This window comes from Desulfotignum phosphitoxidans DSM 13687 (assembly GCF_000350545.1).
In the GTDB taxonomy this organism is placed as follows: domain Bacteria; phylum Desulfobacterota; class Desulfobacteria; order Desulfobacterales; family Desulfobacteraceae; genus Desulfotignum; species Desulfotignum phosphitoxidans.
Genome location: NZ_APJX01000005.1, coordinates 203,634 through 222,253, shown reverse-complemented (window position 1 = coordinate 222,253; position 18,620 = coordinate 203,634). Strand labels below are relative to the sequence as shown.

The following is an 18,620-nucleotide window of genomic DNA, read 5'->3' as shown; positions in this document are numbered from 1 at the left end:
TATAGTAAAAGTTAACAAATTTTATATAATATCTTTTCACAAAACCGGATGTCAATGTTTAATTCAAATCCTCGGGTTGCTCTGAAAAAAATATTTTTTTTGTTGACACCGGCCCGCGATTCGATTATTAATCACCATCATTTCGATGTGGGGCTGTAGCTCAGCTGGGAGAGCGTACGGCTGGCAGCCGTAAGGTCAGGGGTTCGATCCCCCTCAGCTCCACCAAATTAATACAGATCACATAAATTTTATCAGATAAAAAAACCTTCCTGCAGAACCTATTTGCAGGAAGGTTTTTTAATTTCAGCTGGTTTTAACCGTTGTCTTTATTTTTCAAACCGCACCACATACACATGGCTGTTGCCTCTTCTGAACAGCAGCTGGGCGGTCCGGCCTTGTTCAATGCGGGATAACACCTCATGATAGGATGTCAGATCAGTAATCCGCTGGCGGTTGAGCTCCAGGAGCAGGTCTCCGGTCCGGACCCCGGAACTTTCGGCCGGAGAATCCGGTTTGATTTCAGTGACAATCAGTCCTTTGACTTCTTCAGGATATCCCAGGCGCTGGGCAGTGGCGGCATCCAGCTCCTTGAACTTGAACCCGAAACTGTCGAATTCACCCAGTGATGCCATCACTTCCGGATCCTGATCCGGGCGTTTTCCCAGTTTGACCTTCACGGTTTTTTCCTTGCCTTCCCGGATGATTTTCACATCCACGGTCTCATCCACCTTGAGATTGGCGATGGTCAGGGTCAGATCCCGGGAGGTTTCGATTTTTTCTCCATTCACCTCAAGAATCACATCCCCGGATTTGATTCCGGCTTCATGGGCGGGATTGTCTTCATACACTTTGGCCACATACACACCGCTGGTGGAATCGATGCCGTAATATTCCGCCAGTTCCGGTGTGATGTTCTGGATGGCCACGCCCATCCAACCCCGGGAAACCTGCTGGGTGTCGATGAGCTGATCGATAATACCGGTGGCCAGATCGGACGGGATGGCAAACCCGATGCCCTGGCCGGATCTCACAATGGCGGTGTTGATTCCGATGACCTCACCGTCCAGGTTCAGCAACGGTCCGCCGCTGTTGCCCGGGTTGATGGAGGCATCGGTCTGGATAAAGTCATCATAGGGTCCGGAACCGATGATCCGGCCTTTGGCGGAAATAATGCCCGCTGTCACGGTCTGTTCCAGCCCGAAGGGACTGCCGATGGCAACTACCCAGGAACCGATGGGCGCTTCGCTGGATTTGCCGAATTTCAAGGGCTGTAAATTTTCGGCATCCACCTTGATGAGCGCCAGGTCCGTCATGGGATCGGTACCCACGATCTTTGCGTCCAGTTCTGTTTTGTCGTGAAGAATCACCTTAATCTCATCCGCGCCTTTGATCACATGATGATTGGTGACAATATAACCGTCTTTGGAAATGATGAATCCGGACCCCAGACTCTGTTCCTTGCGGTTCTGGGGCTGGGGATTGAAAAACGGGCCGAAAAATTCTTCAAGCCCTTCCCGGTTTCCAAAGGGATGACCGAAAAAATGTTCAAACACCCGGCCCCCGCCCTGAACGGTTTTCACGGTCTGGATATTGACCACCCCGGCCTTGGCTGTTTTGGCCAGATCGGAAAACCCGGCCGGGATCATTTTTTGATTCTGAGCGGCCCAGACCGGCAGGGATGTCAGCAAAAAAACACTCACCAGCAACGTGAGAATCAGATGCGTTTTGTTCAAATGTTTCATGGTATTCTCCTTTTTGAATATTGAATTTGAAAAAAATCAATCAACGCCTGGTTTAAACAGATCTTTTCCTTTTGTAAGAATATTATAATACTGAAAGATGATTTTTAAATGACCTGAAAATTACAATATGGCAATGTGAGCGTAAAGCAGGCGCCCTCCCCGGGGCTGCTTTTGACATGAATATCCCCTTTATGCTCTCTGACAATGGCTCTGGCAAAAGACAACCCCAAGCCGCTGCCCGGACTGGTCCGGGAGGATTCTACCCGGAAAAACCGGTCAAAAATCCGCTCGTGAAACTGCAAGGCAATTCCCGGACCGGTATCTGTGATTTGAATTGCCACCAAGGCATCAGTTTTTTTGATCATCTGCACCGTGATCTGCCCCCCGGGATTCGTATATTTGATGGCATTGTCCAGCAGATTGGAAAATGCCCGCTGAAGCATGTTCACATCCGCCGTTACCTCAAACCGGCCCGGCGCATAACAGGAAAAGGCGATGTCTTTGTCTTCGGCCACCGGGGCAAACAGATCACAGGCTTCCTGAATCATTTGAGTCAGGTCCATGGATTCAAAATGAAAATCCCCCTCCCCTGCCCGGGTCCTGGAAATCACCAGCATGGTGTTGATCATGTCCAAAAGCCGGTCTGATTCTTCAATGGTGCCGGCAGCCATGGAATGAAATTCTTCCAAAGTTTCTCCTTGTAACAGCGTCAATTCAGCGGTTCCCCGGATCCGGGTGACCGGACTTTTCAGATCATGGGCCATGTTGTCTCCCATTTCCCGGATCCCGCTGACCAGGGATTGGATCCGGTCCAGCATCTGGTTGAAGGTGCTGGCCAGATCATCCAGCTCATCTTTGCTGCCCGTGACCGGTACCCGTTTCTGGAGACTGGAACCGGTGATGCTTTTGGCGGTGCGGGTGATGGTGTCCACCCGGGACAGGGCTTTTTGCACCAGAAACCACCCGGACAAAGCGGAAAACCCCACAATAAAACCCATGGCCACCATGAACACGCGCTTGAACGCACCGAGAAACCGGGACTGGGATTCCATGGTGACCCCGGTCTGCAAAATCGCATTGTGTGCCACAAATGTGTATAAAATTCGGGCCTTGTGAACGTTGTCCATCATGCGGGTATCAAACACCGGGGATTTTTTCTCTATCAGCTGGTGCAGCAGATCATGGTCCACCTGGATATCTTTCCAGTAAGACATGTGGGAGGACGCAAACACCTCGCCTGTGGGATACAGGAGTCTGAAAAAAATCATTTTTTCGCCGGCGGCCTTGGATTCGATCACCGCCAGGTTGCCGGCCCCTCTCATCCCGCTCTGACGGATGACAGACGAAAACTGAGCGGCTTTGTCCATCAGCTCTTCATCGATCTGATCCTGGAGGGTCTGGACGGCCAGATAATAAAACAGAACAAACGCCACGGCAGCGGAGATGGAAAAAATACCCGTGAACCAGAGCGTCAACCTGAACCGGATGGTCCTGAACAGATCAGGCATCCGGATCCCTTATCACATATCCGGCCCCGCGCACGGTATGTATCAGGCGGTTCGGGTAATCTTTGTCCACTTTGTCTCTTAACCGGCAGATCCGGGCTTCCACCACATTGGTCATAGGATCGAAATTATATTGCCACACATGCTCCATGATCATGGTTTTGGACACCACCCGGTTTTTATTGCGCAGCAGGTATTCCAGCAAAGAAAATTCCAGGGGCTGGAGATCGATGGGATTATTTTCCCGGAACACCCGCCGTTTCAGGATATCCATTTTCAGATCCCTGCATGTGAGCACCACCGGATCTGTGACATTGCTGGCCCGGCGGATCAGGGCCTGGATTCTGGCCAGCAGTTCGGAAAATGCAAAGGGCTTGGTGAGATAATCATCTGCCCCGGCCTCCAGCCCTTTGACACGATCATCCACCCGGCCCCGGGCGCTCAGCACAATAATGGGCGTATTGTTTTTGTGTTTTCGAATGCGGCGAATCAGAGAAAACCCGTCCATTTCCGGGAGCATGATATCGATGACCAATGCATCATAAGACGTATCAAACGCTTTTTCAAACCCCAAAGGTCCGGTGGCGGCGGTATCCACTGCAAATCCGGCGGAATCAAGCCCTTTTTCCACAAACCGGGTAATTTTTTCATCATCTTCCACCAGCAGGATTCTCATGAATGCGGTTTCTCCCTGGATTGAAACGGTTTGGCTGTCTGTGTGATCGATACAGATTACTATGAGTCTTTATTATAGGAACCCCGGGGGATTAATCAATATTGATTTGATTTTTTTTGCTTGAACCAGTAAGGTGTGCCACAACTTTTTTGTCAACATTCCCCCAAGGATACATTTTTGGTTCAATTAAAACATACGTGGTGGATTTTTCAGATACTGCTGCTTTTTGTGTCAATATTTTTTTTCCTGTTCGGCCTGGATCTGCTGATATCCTCGTATCAACTGCCGGATCCGTTTTCTTTTATCATGACCTTTTTTGCCGCCAGCTTTGTGCTTTTAATCAGTGCGGCCCTGGCCATCACGTTTTTGATCAAAATGATCCGGGTCTACCGACGCATCCGCAACCATTCCTAATATCAGGTGTTTTATGTCCGTTTTTTTTGCCTTGTCCGACATATCCAAATCCTATGGGGATGATACCCTTTTTTCAGACCTGAATATTGATTTCAAAGCCGGGGAACAACTGGGACTGATCGGCAACAACGGCAGCGGCAAATCCACATTGCTCAAACTCATTGCCGGTGAAGCATTACCAGATACCGGAGTGATCAGCGTTCAAAAAAACTGCCGCATCGTGTACCTTTCCCAGGAAGACCGCCTGAATCCGGAACATACCGTGGAAACCGTGCTGTTTGACTGCCTGGCTCAGTTACCCATGGATGACAAAGAAAAACACCGCCGGGTAAATCAGGCCCTGGGAAAAGGAGGATTTGTAGATACAACTGTCCAGGTTAAAAACCTGTCCGGGGGATGGAAAAAACGGCTGGCCATCACCCGTTCCCTGTGCATGGATCCGAATCTTCTGTTATTGGACGAACCCACCAACCATCTGGATATTCATGGCATTTTGTGGCTGGAACAGATTCTGAAATCTGCGTTGTTTTCCTTTATCGTGGTGAGTCATGACCGGGCATTCCTGGAAAACACCTGTGCCGGGACCCTGGAAATTGCAAAATATTATCCCAAAGGATATTTCAAGTTCCAGGGCGGTTACCGGATGTTTGAACAGGAACGAAACAAATTTCTGGCGGCCCAGGAAAAACAGCAGGCATCCATGGCCAGCAAAATGCGGCGGGAAGATGAATGGCTCCGCCAGGGGGCCAAGGCCCGGTCCACCAAAGCCAAGTTCCGCATTGATCAGGCAGAAAATTTACGTCAGGCCCTGGAAGCACTCAGGGAAAGAAACCGCCACACGGCCCGGGTGGACATGGATTTCACCGGCACCGGCCGCCAGACCCGGAAATTGATCCAGGTGCACAACCTGACCAAAGGGTATGGACAACAACCGCTGTTTTCCGGCATCACGTTTGAGATGGGGCCTGGATTCTGTCTGGGTGTGGTGGGGGTCAACGGATCCGGCAAATCCACGTTTCTGTCTTTGCTGGAAAAAAAACTGTCCCCGGACCAGGGCACGGTCAAATGGGCGGACGGACTGAAAATTGCGGTGTTTGATCAAAACAGAACCCGGCTGGATCCCGACAGCCTGCTGCGGGAGGCATTGAATCCGGCCGGCGGAGATTCCGTCCATTACCAGGAAAAAAGCGTGCATGTGGTCACCTGGGCCAAGCGGTTTCTGTTTATGCCGGATCAGCTGGACATGCCGGTGGGCCGGTTGTCTGGCGGTGAAAAAGCCCGGATCGTTCTGGCAAACCTGATGCTGCAGCCGGCGGACGTGCTGCTGTTGGACGAGCCCACCAATGATCTGGACATCCTGTCTTTGGAAGTTTTGGAGCAGCGGATCAAAGAATTTCCCGGTGCCGTGGTGATCGTTTCCCATGACCGGTATCTCATGGATCGGGTCTGTCACCGGATGCTGTTTCTGGACCCGGATTCACCGCCTGATTTTTATAAAAATTTCAGCCAGATTTTTTCAGCAGTCACCCGGAAAAGTCCGGGAACTGAAAAAACGGCGCCCGCTTCCGGACCAGAAGCAAAATCCGGTCCTGCCTCAGCATCAAAACCCGTTTCAGAGACCCGGACCGGTCCTGGATCCGGACTTGTTTTTTCTTTCAAGGACAAGTATGAACTGGAACATATGGAAGACACCATTCTGGAAGCGGAAGCCCGGGTCACTGATCTGAGTGCCCGTGTTCAGGACCCGGAAGTTATGGCAGATCCCGTCCAAATGGCAAATATCTGCCGGGACCTGGAAAAGGCGGAAGCCCGGGTCCAGGCATTGTATACCCGCTGGGATGAACTGGAACAAAAAAAAGCGGACGCCGGCAAATAATCGGATACCGGTCAGACAAACAACCGGGAAATCAGGCTGGTGACAGCGGTTTCAACGGTCAGAATCCGCTGTCCCATCGCACAGGTGTCAAATCCGATATCTTCCAGGGTCTTGACTTCCAGATCGATCCACCCGCCTTCCGGTCCCACCGCCAGGGTCACCGGCTGATTCACACCGGCCGGACAGATCTGTTCAGTTTTGGGGTGGGCGGTGATGCACCGGGTGCCGCTTGATACCGCCGGCAGTTCATTTTTGACAAACCGGCTGAAAAACCGCTTTTTGCTGATATCCGGCATGACCGTGTCTTTTGCCTGCTCCAGGCCCAGCCGCTGGTACTGCACCAGATTATCATCATCCAGAAACGGGCTCTGCCAGAAACTTTTTTCCACCCGCCAGGAATTCACCAGAAAGATCTGCTTGACCCCCAGGGCCGTGACATTCTGGATGATCCGGCGAAGCATTTTGGGCCGGGGCAACGCCAGCACCAGGATCAACGGTATGGACGTCGGAGGGGGCTGATTCATCGTCACCTGCATCACCAGCTTTTGGGAATCCATGTCCTGGATTCTGCCGTATCCCATGTTTCCATTGACCATCCCGCAGGCCACCGAATCTCCGGCCCCGGCTTTGAGCACGGACCGGACATGGTGATGGCGGCGGCCGGTAAGGCAGACCTGATCAGTGGAAATCAAGTCATCTTTGGTCAGCAGAATCAGGTTCACGGTCAGAACGTCACAATTTCCCGGGAAGCAGTCAATTCGTCCAATCGTTTGTTTTTCCAAAGACTCCCGCCCATGGCTTCGGCCAAAGCTTCGGCCAGATGAACCGGTGTCACCTCGGTCAGCCGTCCCAGACCCTGCACACAGGACGGGCAGTTGGTCAGAATCCGTGCCCGGGGTTTTTGTGTGACATTGCCTGCCAGGGTCAATGCGTCCTGCTTGCGCACCAGCATGTTGTGGCTGATATCCGGCCGGGACAGGGCCATGGTTCCGGCCTGGGAGCAGCAGTGCGACACGGAAGTCACGGTGAACCCATGGGTTTTCAGCAATGCGGTTCCTTTGTCTTTTAATGAATCATGGCAGGGCGCATGGTAAAAACAAGGGGTTGCCGGCGGTTCCGGCAGGGTCCAGCGGTCCAGTACATATTCACTGACATCGGTTACCGGGGCTTCGAAAATCTGGGCCACACCCAGATGGCCCAGGGATTCCATGCAGGTGCCGCAGGACACCACCACGGCATCAAAGGTCAGGTCATTGAACATCTCCCGGATCTGGGTCAGAACAATGGTGTTTTTCAACGCCAGTTCTTCGAATTGCTTGGTCTGGGCATTGACCAGAAAAGGATACCCGCAGCACAGAAACGGCGGCGGCAGAATGACCCGGTGATGTTGGGACAGCAAAATAAACAGGGCCGCTCTGGAAATCCGTGAATAAATGCGTTCACTGCCGCATCCGGGAAAATAAAATACCGTGGAGATGGCCGGTTCCAAAGGTTCCAAGACCAATGCCTGATTTTTCAGGGTCATGGGAACTTTGGACCGGAGGGTGGATGCATCCGGCCAGGGCATTTTAGACCGCAGCACCTGCATGGACCGGATCCCGGAAAACGGCTTGACACCGGCAACCGGGGACAGCAACGTGGCACCGGTGCGCTGGAAAAAAGTCCCTGCGCCCAGCAGCCACGGCCGGGTCAGCTGGTTCGGCAACGGCCGCTTGTCTGCCAGATATCTCAACGTGGTCCGGGTGGCCAGGGGGGTGTGCTTGAACTGCATGGTTTTAAGGATTTCCCTGGACTCGATGGTGATATCCCCGGAATCGATATTGACCGGGCATTTGGTCAGGCACCGGTGACAGATGGTACAATGATCTGCAATCTCCTCTAAATTTTTCAGAACCTGGAATCCAGTGGACCGGGTCCGCTGGGTGATGTAGAGCAACGCTTCAATCAGGGATCCCAGAGCCAGGTTCCGGTTCCGGGGATGGAAAAACATGTTTTTTTCCGGGTAAAACACCGGACACATGGGCTTGCATTTGCCGCACCGCACACAATTGGCAATGTTCATGGCCAGATCATACAAAGAGCCATGCTTTAAAATCCGTGCTTCCAGCTTCAACAGATTGAAAGAAGGCGTGAACACCTTGTTTAAAATATCAGGTTCACTCAGTTTGCCCGGATTCATGATCCGGTCCGGATCCACCTGGTTGCGGTATTGATCCAGTGCCTGAACCGCTCCGGGTGACAGATATTTGAATTTGGTGATGCCGATGCCGTGTTCTCCGGATACCACCCCGTTCAGGGCCACGGCCTTTTCCATGATCCGGTCAGCGGTCAGAGCGGCCCGTTCCATCATTTCCCGGTCATTGGACAGTACCGGAATGTTCACATGCACGTTGCCGTCTCCGGCATGCATGTGAGTAGCCACCACAATCAGACGGGCCCGGGTGGTGTCATAGATGGTTTCCAGTTTTTCCAGAATATGGGTATACCCCCGCAGACTCTCACAGACATGGGTATAGAAATTTTTGGCATGGATTCCTGCTTCCAGGGCATCTCTGGAGGCAATGGGCAGCTTTTTTTTGGTGGACCAGGCCAGATCCTTGGCCTGTCCCACTTTTTTTTTCAGCCACTGGGGATCGGACAGGGGCACAGCCCGGTCCAGGTAGGCCACCATATTGTCAATGATCCGGGCCTGGTTGAACGCCTTTTCTTCCAGATTGGTCTGGTCCACGAATTTGACAAACTGCGCCAAAGACGTCAACGGCAGCACAATGTCCTCATTGAGCTTGAATGCGTTGGTATGGGCGGCAATGGCCCCTAAGCGTTTGCGGTCCTCCCAGAAGCGCGTGGCTTCTTCATCGGTTTGGGCAATGGTCAGGCCGGTTTTTTCAAAGGGCGCCAGAATGGAAGCCAGGGTCGTCACCCCCTGGTCGAGACGGTCGGTATCATTGGACACCAGGTCCACCAGCAGCACTGCTTTGAGCCGGTTGCCCAGAGCAGTTTTGGTTTTATAGTCAATGGCCTTGATATAGGCTTCGTCAAAATGTTCCAGGGCCATGACCGCCGGATCCTTGTGGGCAAACGTCGATGAGATGGCTGTGATTACCTGACCGGCTTCGGTCATGTCATTGCCGAAAAACTCGATGCAGCAGGTTTTTTTAAAAGAAAACTCCGGATACAGGATGAACTGTGCCCAGGTGATGATCCCGTCACATCCCTCTTTCTGAATACCGGGAAGTCCGTTGAGATATTTATTGGTGACATCCTTTCCCAGGCCTTTTTTGCGGATATCCGCTCCGGTCAGTTCAATGGTCCGGACTTTTTCGCCGGTGTCATCAAAGACATCAAAAACCACCGGATCAGTATACAGAATTTTCCGGCCCGGATGGCCTTTCCGGGAAACGGTGTACACATTGCCGTCCGGCATGACAATGCGGTAGGACAACACATTGTCTAAGGCCGTGCCGAACAAAACCGCTGTTTTTCCCCCGGCATTCTCCGCCAGGTTGCCGCCAATGGTACAGGCCCAGGCGGATGTGGGGTCGGTGGCAAATATCAGTCCCTGATCCCGGGCCGCATCTTTGGCATCCTGGGTCAGCACCCCGGCCTGCACCTCAATGGAAAAACAGGTGCCGTCACCGACTTCAGCCAGAGGGGCAATGGCACCGATGCGGTTGAGTTTTTCCGTGTTGATCATCACACAGTCTGACGTGAGCGGTGTGGCCCCGCCGGTCAGGCCGGTGCCCCCACCCCGGGGAATGATGCACAATCCCAGTTCACGGATTTTTGTCACCAGTTCCGGCACCTGGGATTCCTTGTCCGGCCGCAGCACAGCTTTGGGCAGAAACCGCCGCCAGTCGGTTGCGTCGGTGGCATGGGCCGTCAGGGTGAACGGATCAAAATAAATGTTGTCCTTTCCGACAATCGGGCGGAACGCCCGCATAATTTTGCGGTGAAACCCTGCCTGGGTGGTGATTTGGTTGACCAGTTTTTTCAGGGTCTGCCTGCATGCATCCAGCACCTGGAACACTTCGGGATGTTTGGCAGCGTTTTCAATGATGTCCAGATCTTTTTCAAATTCGGAAAACAGCTGCTTTCGCTGGACCGGATGCGCCACCAGCTCCTGAAAAAGGAACGGATTCCGCCCGATGATGAACAGATCCCCCATGAACCGATACAGCAGCCGGGCGGAGCGGCCGGTGTTTTTCTTGGTTTCCAGGGTCTTTATGATCTGCAGTACATCGGATCCGAAAAGATGCCGGATAATCGGGTCATCCCCGGCCGATGTGTAGTTATAGGGAATCTTTCTTTCTGGATCACGCATGGCTACAGCTCAAAGGTTTTCATGCTCACCACCAGGTCCAGGGCTTCGATTTCCGCAATCACGTCCGGCGGCACCGGGGTATCGGTTTTCAGAAAAATGATGTTGCGCTGGCCGTCTTCCTCCCGGCCCACCATCATGCGGGAGATATTGATATGGTGTTTTCCCAGGGTATTGCCGATGGAACCGATGGAACCGGGCTTGTCCACGTTGTGAATCAGGCCCAGATGACCTTCAGGAATCACTTCCAGGCGGAATTTGTTGATGCGGACAATGCGGATCCGGTCTTTGCCGAAAATCGTGCCGGACACCACATCGGTCCGGATATCGGTCACCACGGTCATGCGGATCAGGTTGATGAAATTCCCGGACTCAGGCGATGTGGCTTCGGAAATCTTGATCCCTTTGCTGCCGGCCAGGGAAATGGCATTCACGGTATTGACTTCATACGAAGTGAATTCATTGAGCAGCCCCTTGATCGCGGCAATGGTGACCGGTTTGAGGTCCAGGTCCGGAAATTTGCCCATATATTCGATCTGCACCTCCCGGATCCCTCCTGAAATGAGCTGGGCCTGCATTTTACCCATTTTTTCCGCCAGATATAAAAACGGTTTAAGCTGGCGCAGGACCTCACCGGTGACCGACGGCACATTCACGGCATTGATCACGGTGTCATGCAGCAGATAAGCGATGATCTGCCTGGCCGCCGCCACAGCTACATGGGTCTGGGCCTCCCGGGTGGACCCTCCCAGATGGGGGGTGGCAATGACTGAATCCAATGCCAGCAGCGGCAGGTCACCGGGCGGTTCTGTGGAAAATCCGTCCAGGGCCGCACCTGCCACTTTTCCGGACACAATAGCGTCATACAGCGCGGATTCGTTGATGATCCCGCCCCGGGCACAATGGATCACATAGACCCCCTGTTTCATTTTTTCAAATGCCTCGGCATCCAGAAGATCGATGGTGGCATCCATTTTGGGCACATGCACGGAAATGTAATCCGCCCGGCTGTAAAGGTCATCCAGTTCCACAAACTCGAATCCCTGTTTTTCGATATGTTCCCGGGAGATATTGGGGTCATGAATCATCACCCGCATTCTCAAGCCTTTGGCCAGATGGGCCACCCCGGAACCGACATTGCCGAAACCGACGATTCCCAGTGTTTTGTTGAAAACTTCCCGGCCCAGCAGCCGGTTTTTTTCCCATTTTCCCGCTTTTAACGATGCCGTGGCCTGGGGAATGTTCCGGGTCAAAGACATGAGCATGGCTATGGCATGTTCGGCCGTGGTCACGGTGTTGCCGCCGGGCGTGTTCATCACAGCCACCCCTTTTCGGGTGGCCTCGTCAATGTCCACATTGTCCAGACCGACCCCGGCCCGGGCAATCACCTTGAGATTGACGGCCGCATCCAGAAGAGACTTGTCCACCCGGGTTCCCCCCCGGATGGCCAGTCCGTCATAGGCGGGAATAATTGTTCTGAGTGCTTCCGGATCCAGATCGGTTCGGATATCCACTTCGATTTCCTGCTGCTGCTGTAAAATCTCGATGCCGGCCTCATCCATTGTTTCACTGACCAATACTTTCATCATCCCTTCTCCTGTTCAAACCGTTCCATGAATGCCGCAAGCGCGGCAACACTTTCCATGGGAACCGCATTATAAATCGATGCCCGGCACCCCCCCACAGACCGGTGGCCTTTGAGCCCGCCCAGACCGTTTTCCAGGGCCTCTGCCACAAACCGGTCTTCCAGGTCTTCTGTGGGCAGGCGGAACGTGACATTCATCAAAGACCGGGAATTTTTTTGGGCCGTGGCCTGATAAAAACCGGACCCGTCAATGACATCGTACAGCATCCGGGCTTTGCGCTGATTATGTTCCGCCATGCGTTCAAGTGTGCCGAAGGTTTCCTGAATCCATTCAAGCACCAGGTCAATGGTGTAGATGCCGAAACAGGGCGGGGTGTTGTACATGGAGTTGTGGGCTGCAAACGTCTTGTATGCCAGCATGGTGGGCAGGTGCTGTTCGGCTGTTTCCAGAAACGCCTCTTTGACAATGACCATGCAGACGCCGGAAGGGCCTAAATTTTTCTGGGCGCCCGTGTAAATGAGCCCGAACTTTTCCATGGGCAGGGGCCGGGAAAAAATATCCGAAGACATATCCGCCACCAAAGGGATCTCAAAGGTTTCAGGAAACTGATCAAACTGGGTTCCTTTGATGGTGTTGTTGGAAGTGACGTGCACATACCGGGCCCCGGGTGTACAGGAGATGGTTTTGGGCACATACGAAAAATTCTGGTCTTCGGAAGACGCGATCACCTGAATGGTTTTCCCCTGAATCCGTGCTTCTTTGATGGCTTTAGCGGACCAGGTCCCGGTGTTGATGTAGTCTGCGGTATCGTTTGGGCCTAAAAAATTCATGGGCACCATGGCAAACTGCAGCGACGCTCCGCCCTGAATAAAGAGCACATGATCGTCAGAATTCAGTGACAGCAGCCGGCGCACCCGGTCAATGGCGCCATTGAGAACAGCATCGAACTTTGCGGAGCGGTGACTGATTTCAGTGATGGACATGCCGGAGTCATTGAAATTCAAAAACGAAGCCTGGATTTTTTCCAGAACCGGCAACGGCAATGCAGACGGGCCGGCATTGAAATTATGGATTCGGTGTGCCGTCATCAGGGATATTCCTTTCAAAAGCCAGAAGATTGGATATTGTGTTCCCGGGTCTTGTGAAATTGGATGTCCGGCCATTCTTCCATGACAAATCCCAGCTGATATTCGCTGGTGGTCATGAACGTCAGGCACCCTTCCGCATCCAGGGCAAGGCTGGACTCGTTTTTCTGCCGGAAAAGTTTCAGCATTTTTTCATCCTCGCAGGTAACCCATCTGGCCACGGACAGGTCAATGGATTCATACCCGGCATTGACATTGTATTCCGCTTTCAGCCGGGCCATGGTCACGTCAAACTGCAGCACGCCCACGGCTCCGATCACGTGCATGTTTCCCATCAACGGCCGGAACACCTGGATGGTACCTTCTTCAGCCAGCTGGGTCAATCCCTTGTTCAACGACTTGGTCTTGAGGGGATCCTTGAGCAGGACCCGCCGGAAATGCTCGGGCGCAAAACTGGGAATCCCTAAAAATGTCAACGGCTCTTTGGTGGTGAACGTATCCCCGATCTTGATGGTGCCGTGATTGTGGATCCCGATAATGTCACCGGGATAGGCTTCTTCCACATGGCTGCGTTCCTGGGCCATGAACATGGTGGCATTGGACAGGCGGATCTCTTTTCCGATGCGGTGATGCTTCACCTTCATTCCTTTGACAAACTTGCCGGAACAGATGCGGAAAAATGCGATCCGGTCCCGGTGTTCCGGGTCCATGTTGGCCTGAATCTTAAAGGCAAACCCTGAAAAATCGCTTTCCATGGGGTTGACATCCCGGGACTGGGCCGGCCGGATCCCGGGCGGGGGCGCAATTTTCACAAACGCATCCAGCATTTCCTTGACCCCGAAATTGTTGATGGCTGAACCGAAAAACACCGGGGTCTGGGTCCCGGAAAGATACAAGGACATGTCAAAGGGATCGGATGCCCCTTTGATGAGCTCCACATCTTCTCTGAGCTGATCCGCCTGGGATGAAGCGATCAGTTCATCCAGCCGGGGGTCGGACAAATCCTGAATCATGATACCGTCATCATCTTTGGGCGTATATCCCGGAGTGAAAATCCCCAGTTCTCTGGTTTCGAAATTATACACCCCTTTAAACCGCTTGCCCATGCCGATGGGCCATGTCAACGGCACGCATTCGATCTGGAGTTTGTCTTCGATATCCTCGAAAATATCCAGCGGATCCAGCCCTTCCCTGTCCAGTTTGTTGATAAAGGTGATGATGGGGGTGTTGCGCATGCGGCACACCTCCATGAGTTTCCGGGTCTGGGGCTCCACGCCTTTGGCATTGTCGATGATCATGACCGCGCAGTCCACGGCCGTGAGCACCCGGTAGGTATCTTCGGAAAAATCCTGATGCCCGGGCGTGTCCAGCAGATTGATCTCATACCCTTTGTATTCAAACTTCATGACTGAAGAGGAAACGGAAATACCGCGTTCCTGTTCAATGGACAGAAAATCGGACAACGCGGCCCGGTCGGTTTTTCTGGATTTCACGGCACCGGCCTGGGTGATGGCCCCGCCGAACAGCAGCAGTTTTTCGGTCAAAGTGGTTTTCCCGGCATCCGGGTGGGAAATAATGGCAAAGGTCCGGCGTTTATTGATCTCCCGAACCCTTGCCCTGTCTATGGTGTCTGATTCCATTCACTGACATCCTTGTCCATTGTTCCTGTTTGTTGCATGACAGGGCTGCATATATCCTGCCGCCGCATATTTTATATAATCAATCTTGCAGTTTATCATTTTTCATTACATCCGGCAATTCATTCTTAAAACAACACCGGCCATGGATGCCCCATGGCCGGTGTTTGAAAAAACAAAAAATAAGGGTTAAGACCCTCTATCCTCCTGATTTGCAACGAATTTTATAAAACAAGATCAGTCCTCCGGCCATGCCGGCGGCATTCAACCCGATATCAGACAAACTGCCAAAACGGCCCGGCACATACATCTGAAGCACCTCCACAAGAACCCCCACAGACATGGCAATCACAATGGTGACTATTGTGCCGGCCCGCCGGGAAAACCGGATGTGCGCAAAATAATAAAGAGACACCAGGGTCAATACCCCATACATGGGAACATGCATCAGGTTGAAGATCATAGACATTATTTTTTCCTGCCATGTTTTTTCAGACTCCGGTATTTCCGCCATGGGCATGAGGGATCCGGCCATGATCAGAATCACCACCGCTGTGAACAATAACGCCAGCCATTGTTTTTTTCTGCTGTAAGACATCCGGATATTATCTTTTCATGATCTGTTGAAGTTGTAGTGAGACCCAGTGCCATTCTTTTTTAAAAGAAAACCGGGCCAGGTTTTTAAACATTTGATTCAAAAACATAGAATATTGCCTTGTTTGCTTGAATTTTCCGACATTATAAGGGGTTTTGGGGAATGAACTTTCTTGGTCGGTGTCAAAATCCGGATGCATCATGTCCAGACATGCCAATCCATTGGACATGACCAGGGCCATGGGCCGGGTGAAGTGCCGGGTGTCAAACCGGCTCAATTCATGGACGGCATGGGAGAAAAAAAAACGGCTTTTTTCTTGGTAGACCTGTTTTTCCGGGGGTTTTGAAAAAAATGCCGCCCAGGCAAACACATCGCTTTTACGCAGGTCCTGGGCCGCCCAGGTTTCTGTGGGAAATTCCAGGATTTCCGGTTTTTCCAGATAAGGGTATTCATTTTCCGCCATCCACCCGGCATAATGGCGCAGCACTTTCCTGGCATAGGCAAACCATTCATCCATCTGGCCTGCAGATTGCTTGATCTCCAGGTACCGTCCCAGGGCCTGGAGAAATATGGTATAAAACCAGCGGATTTCCGCATTCAGCAAATCCATGGTTTCCAGATCATCTCCCGGATCCACAGCCCTGAGAATCAGGGCCTGGGCATGATCCAGATACATGGGATCATATGTGAGCAGATACCCGTCCAGCAGGGTATTTAGCGCATTGCCACTGGCTCTGCAGGGACCGTCAAACTGAAAAATCCGGAGACCGGGTTTTGAAAACCGGGCCTTTGTTTTTACCGCCAGATGCCTTATCTGCTGAAATACCGTCTCTGACAAGGTATCCGGCCCTTCCAGCAGGGCAATGATATAGCCGGCCAGGTCCTTGACCGCTTGTCTGTATTTTGGATGACCCGTGATCCAGTAAAGATACAGCAATCCGGTGACATAATTGTGTTCCGCAGATGGTCCGCCGCCAAAGCCTCCATCCGGTTTAAACTGCCTGTGTGCCGCAGATATGGTGCGATGGGAGGAGGTATGGGCATCCAGGTGATGGTCTGTGTGCCAGAACATCCCATGGTTGTACTGGTATTTGTCTTTGTGTGTGTGATAAATATCAATGTCAACCACATGATCTGCCAGATGGTTTGCCAGGGTGAACCACTGGTGTTCACCCGTGCGCATAAATTGAATCACTGCGCCTTTGATGACATCATACTGGTTATTGTAGTGGGAAACAAAGAACTGATCTTTGGCCGCAGACACCGCTTCATGGTCGGCAAAAATATCTCCGAAATTACGCCACCCAAACTCATCGATCCGGATATTTTTTTGTTCATACCCAATGTCTTTGTTGATAAATCCCGCCACCAGCCGGTCATACAGGTCCACGTCCCTGTTTTGCGTTCCTTTTTTTGCCGGGACCGGTCCCGGGATGGCCTGATGATAGGCCTCACAGGAGATCTGCGGAACCAGGGGATCCACCGCAGACAGCAGCGGGGTGATTCCGGGTATGTCCGGAGCAAACCCTGCATAAAATGCATGTGTTTTTTGCTCTCCGGGCTGCAGTTCGAATAAACCCCCAAATGCTTCCGGAAACAGCCCGATATCAAGGTGATCTTTGGTTATTGCCAGGGATTTGGGGAAATTCTGCCAGAAATCTTTTATATATACCCCTAAAACTGCCGGCCGGCCGGTAACCCCCATGAACGGGGCCGCATGGTTACCGGATCCCTTTACATCGCCTGCGTGAAAAATTTTGTATCCTCGGAACTGAAGCGGTATGTTCCCGTCTTTGTTGACATGATTTCTGGAAAACCAGTTATCATGGCCGCTGGAATCCTGGTAAATGCGGACAGAAGAACACTCCGCCTCCCGGACCGGCAGTACCCCCGACTCAGGGGTATAAAAAACCGTGTTAAAATCTTTGTCATCCAAAGGAAGGCGCACGGTCAGCGATTTGAAATAAAACGCATTCTCATCTCCCAGATCCCAGGCACCGCCCGGGTGAACCGCTGCATTGGTGTTGCAGATGGAAAATTCAAACTTGACCCAGGGGGTGTTGGAAAAAAAATGGGTGAGGCACTCAAACTTTAAAAACCGGGGCCGGGTTGTATTTTCAAACCACCCCCTGGTACAGATGGTTTTGCGCAGCAGGGTGTCATGGGAAATGGTTGTCTCTTCTATGACAGGTTGCCAGATGGTGTCATCTGCATCCTTTAGAACAACTGCGCTGTTACTTAGGCAAGAAAAATCTCTGCCGTCATATTCCACACTGTAAAACGGCTGAAAAACCCCCTTGGTATTCATCTGCACTTTAAGTTGAGCAGATTGTATCGTTATCCGGTCTGCCTGGTGTCGGAGCCGGAACCCGGAAGTTGCGAATGGATCTGTTCCATCCGCCGTGACTGAGGAGGTATCTGCTGTTTTTTCAAATTCAAAAACGACCGTGTCCCCCGGGTCCGCTGACACCTGAATATCCACCAGCAGCCATTTGATGCTGTGATCCGGCCAGGTTGCCAAGACCTTGTGCCCATAGGGAAGAATCTCACCTTTTTGGGTAGTCAGAAAGAGTCGGTCCGGATGAGTGGCATAGCCCCGGGGAAACGGGACACCAAAACTCACCGGTTCATTTACCCTTTTGATGCCTGAAGATTCTGTGAACTTAATTTTCATGGATCTGCCGGCGGATTTGAAACGGATTGCCCGCGCCTATGACATGGTCCGGCACCACGGCTGCCACCACGGCCCCTGCCCCGATCATGCTGGTATCACCCACATCTGCCATCACCACGGCCCCCTCCCCGATCCAGGCCCGGGGACCGATATGGACCTGTACCATATTTTTGGCATCAAACCCTTTCCATTGCCCGGTGTCATCTAAGGCATGCTGCTTTTTCCCACTGGTTACACTGACCCGGGAACCGATCAGGGTGCCGGCCTTGATCCAGGATGACCCGATCAGTGAGTAGGGTCCGATATACACATTTTTTTCAATTTTCACCTGCCGGTGGGTACATATGGCACCAAATGAGATCACACACGCCTTATCACAAAAATCAAGCACCTGCCGGTAAAATGCGGCCCGCAGATAGTTACCGGGCAGCCCCGGCACCAGTGCCCAGAACTGGGCAAAAAAGGCAAACCAGCTTTCTGCCTGAGTGTTCATCTGTTTTTCCAGGTTGACA

At 52.2% G+C, this 18,620-nt stretch carries 14 protein-coding genes and 1 tRNA gene; 3 read left to right on the top strand and 12 right to left on the bottom strand.

What is annotated here, in order from left to right:
* Nucleotides 1–149: 149 nt before the first annotated feature.
* Nucleotides 150–225: transfer RNA gene (locus DPO_RS12910), tRNA-Ala, on the top strand.
* Between the two features lie 101 nt (nt 226–326).
* Here the strand turns inward: DPO_RS12910 and DPO_RS12905 are convergent.
* The 4 genes from DPO_RS12905 to DPO_RS25690 form a co-directional block, all read right to left on the bottom strand.
* Entirely contained in the window at nt 327–1,742 is a 1,416-nt protein-coding gene (locus DPO_RS12905; RefSeq protein WP_006966411.1) for a DegQ family serine endoprotease, read from the bottom strand.
* A 104-nt stretch (nt 1,743–1,846) separates the two neighbouring features.
* Nucleotides 1,847–3,250 (bottom strand): sensor histidine kinase, encoded by a 1,404-nt coding sequence (locus tag DPO_RS12900; RefSeq protein WP_006966410.1) that lies wholly within the window; start codon nt 3,248–3,250, stop codon nt 1,847–1,849.
* Complete coding sequence (locus DPO_RS12895) at nt 3,243–3,923, bottom strand: response regulator transcription factor (RefSeq protein WP_006966409.1); 681 nt, start codon at nt 3,921–3,923, stop codon at nt 3,243–3,245. The genes DPO_RS12900 and DPO_RS12895 overlap by 8 nt, the downstream gene beginning before the upstream one ends.
* A gap of 91 nt (nt 3,924–4,014) precedes the next feature.
* On the bottom strand, nt 4,015–4,158 hold the full coding sequence (locus DPO_RS25690; protein ID WP_169435012.1) for a hypothetical protein: 144 nt from the start codon (nt 4,156–4,158) through the stop codon (nt 4,015–4,017).
* Here DPO_RS25690 and DPO_RS12890 point away from each other — a divergent pair.
* Nucleotides 4,152–4,337, top strand: a complete 186-nt coding sequence (locus DPO_RS12890) for a hypothetical protein (protein WP_236609957.1) — start codon at nt 4,152–4,154, stop codon at nt 4,335–4,337. The two genes, DPO_RS25690 and DPO_RS12890, sit on opposite strands and share 7 nt — an antisense overlap.
* A gap of 13 nt (nt 4,338–4,350) precedes the next feature.
* Nucleotides 4,351–6,213, top strand: coding sequence for an ABC-F family ATP-binding cassette domain-containing protein (locus tag DPO_RS12885; protein WP_006966405.1), 1,863 nt, complete (start codon nt 4,351–4,353; stop codon nt 6,211–6,213).
* 11 nt (nt 6,214–6,224) lie between these two features.
* Here DPO_RS12885 and DPO_RS12880 read toward each other — a convergent pair whose 3' ends face one another.
* The 8 genes from DPO_RS12880 to DPO_RS12845 all read right to left on the bottom strand — a co-directional run bounded on the left by DPO_RS12880 (nt 6,225) and on the right by DPO_RS12845 (nt 18,601).
* Nucleotides 6,225–6,935, bottom strand: a complete 711-nt coding sequence (locus tag DPO_RS12880; protein ID WP_006966403.1) for a 16S rRNA (uracil(1498)-N(3))-methyltransferase — start codon at nt 6,933–6,935, stop codon at nt 6,225–6,227.
* A gap of 2 nt (nt 6,936–6,937) precedes the next feature.
* On the bottom strand, nt 6,938–10,534 hold the full coding sequence (locus DPO_RS12875; RefSeq protein ID WP_006966397.1) for a DUF3683 domain-containing protein: 3,597 nt from the start codon (nt 10,532–10,534) through the stop codon (nt 6,938–6,940).
* A 2-nt stretch (nt 10,535–10,536) separates the two neighbouring features.
* A complete protein-coding gene (serA, locus tag DPO_RS12870; protein ID WP_040011918.1) occupies nt 10,537–12,117 on the bottom strand; it encodes a phosphoglycerate dehydrogenase in 1,581 nt (526 codons plus the stop codon).
* Nucleotides 12,117–13,205, bottom strand: a complete 1,089-nt coding sequence (gene serC, locus DPO_RS12865; protein ID WP_006966393.1) for a 3-phosphoserine/phosphohydroxythreonine transaminase — start codon at nt 13,203–13,205, stop codon at nt 12,117–12,119. The genes serA and serC overlap by 1 nt, the downstream gene beginning before the upstream one ends.
* A gap of 14 nt (nt 13,206–13,219) precedes the next feature.
* Nucleotides 13,220–14,842: a peptide chain release factor 3 gene (locus tag DPO_RS12860; RefSeq protein ID WP_006966391.1), complete on the bottom strand. Its 1,623-nt coding sequence runs from the start codon at nt 14,840–14,842 to the stop codon at nt 13,220–13,222.
* Between the two features lie 196 nt (nt 14,843–15,038).
* Nucleotides 15,039–15,437 (bottom strand): VanZ family protein, encoded by a 399-nt coding sequence (locus DPO_RS12855; protein WP_006966389.1) that lies wholly within the window; start codon nt 15,435–15,437, stop codon nt 15,039–15,041.
* A 7-nt stretch (nt 15,438–15,444) separates the two neighbouring features.
* Entirely contained in the window at nt 15,445–18,108 is a 2,664-nt protein-coding gene (locus DPO_RS23990) for an RIFT barrel domain-containing protein (protein ID WP_006966387.1), read from the bottom strand.
* On the bottom strand, nt 18,098–18,601 hold the full coding sequence (locus DPO_RS12845; protein ID WP_160166917.1) for an acyltransferase: 504 nt from the start codon (nt 18,599–18,601) through the stop codon (nt 18,098–18,100). The genes DPO_RS23990 and DPO_RS12845 overlap by 11 nt, the downstream gene beginning before the upstream one ends.
* Nucleotides 18,602–18,620 lie beyond the last annotated feature (19 nt).

Bases quoted from the DNA above. Each gene is read 5' to 3' on its own strand.
- DPO_RS12905 (WP_006966411.1), bottom strand. From the start codon at position 1,742: ATGAAACATTTGAACAAAACGCATCTGATTCTCACGTTGCTGGTGAGT.
- DPO_RS12900 (WP_006966410.1), bottom strand. From the start codon at position 3,250: ATGCCTGATCTGTTCAGGACCATCCGGTTCAGGTTGACGCTCTGGTTC.
- DPO_RS12895 (WP_006966409.1), bottom strand. From the start codon at position 3,923: ATGAGAATCCTGCTGGTGGAAGATGATGAAAAAATTACCCGGTTTGTG.
- DPO_RS12885 (WP_006966405.1), top strand. From the start codon at position 4,351: ATGTCCGTTTTTTTTGCCTTGTCCGACATATCCAAATCCTATGGGGAT.
- DPO_RS12875 (WP_006966397.1), bottom strand. From the start codon at position 10,534: ATGCGTGATCCAGAAAGAAAGATTCCCTATAACTACACATCGGCCGGG.
- serA (WP_040011918.1), bottom strand. From the start codon at position 12,117: ATGAAAGTATTGGTCAGTGAAACAATGGATGAGGCCGGCATCGAGATT.
- serC (WP_006966393.1), bottom strand. From the start codon at position 13,205: ATGACGGCACACCGAATCCATAATTTCAATGCCGGCCCGTCTGCATTG.
- DPO_RS12860 (WP_006966391.1), bottom strand. From the start codon at position 14,842: ATGGAATCAGACACCATAGACAGGGCAAGGGTTCGGGAGATCAATAAA.
- DPO_RS12855 (WP_006966389.1), bottom strand. From the start codon at position 15,437: ATGTCTTACAGCAGAAAAAAACAATGGCTGGCGTTATTGTTCACAGCG.
- DPO_RS23990 (WP_006966387.1), bottom strand. From the start codon at position 18,108: ATGAAAATTAAGTTCACAGAATCTTCAGGCATCAAAAGGGTAAATGAA.
- DPO_RS12845 (WP_160166917.1), bottom strand. From the start codon at position 18,601: ATGAACACTCAGGCAGAAAGCTGGTTTGCCTTTTTTGCCCAGTTCTGG.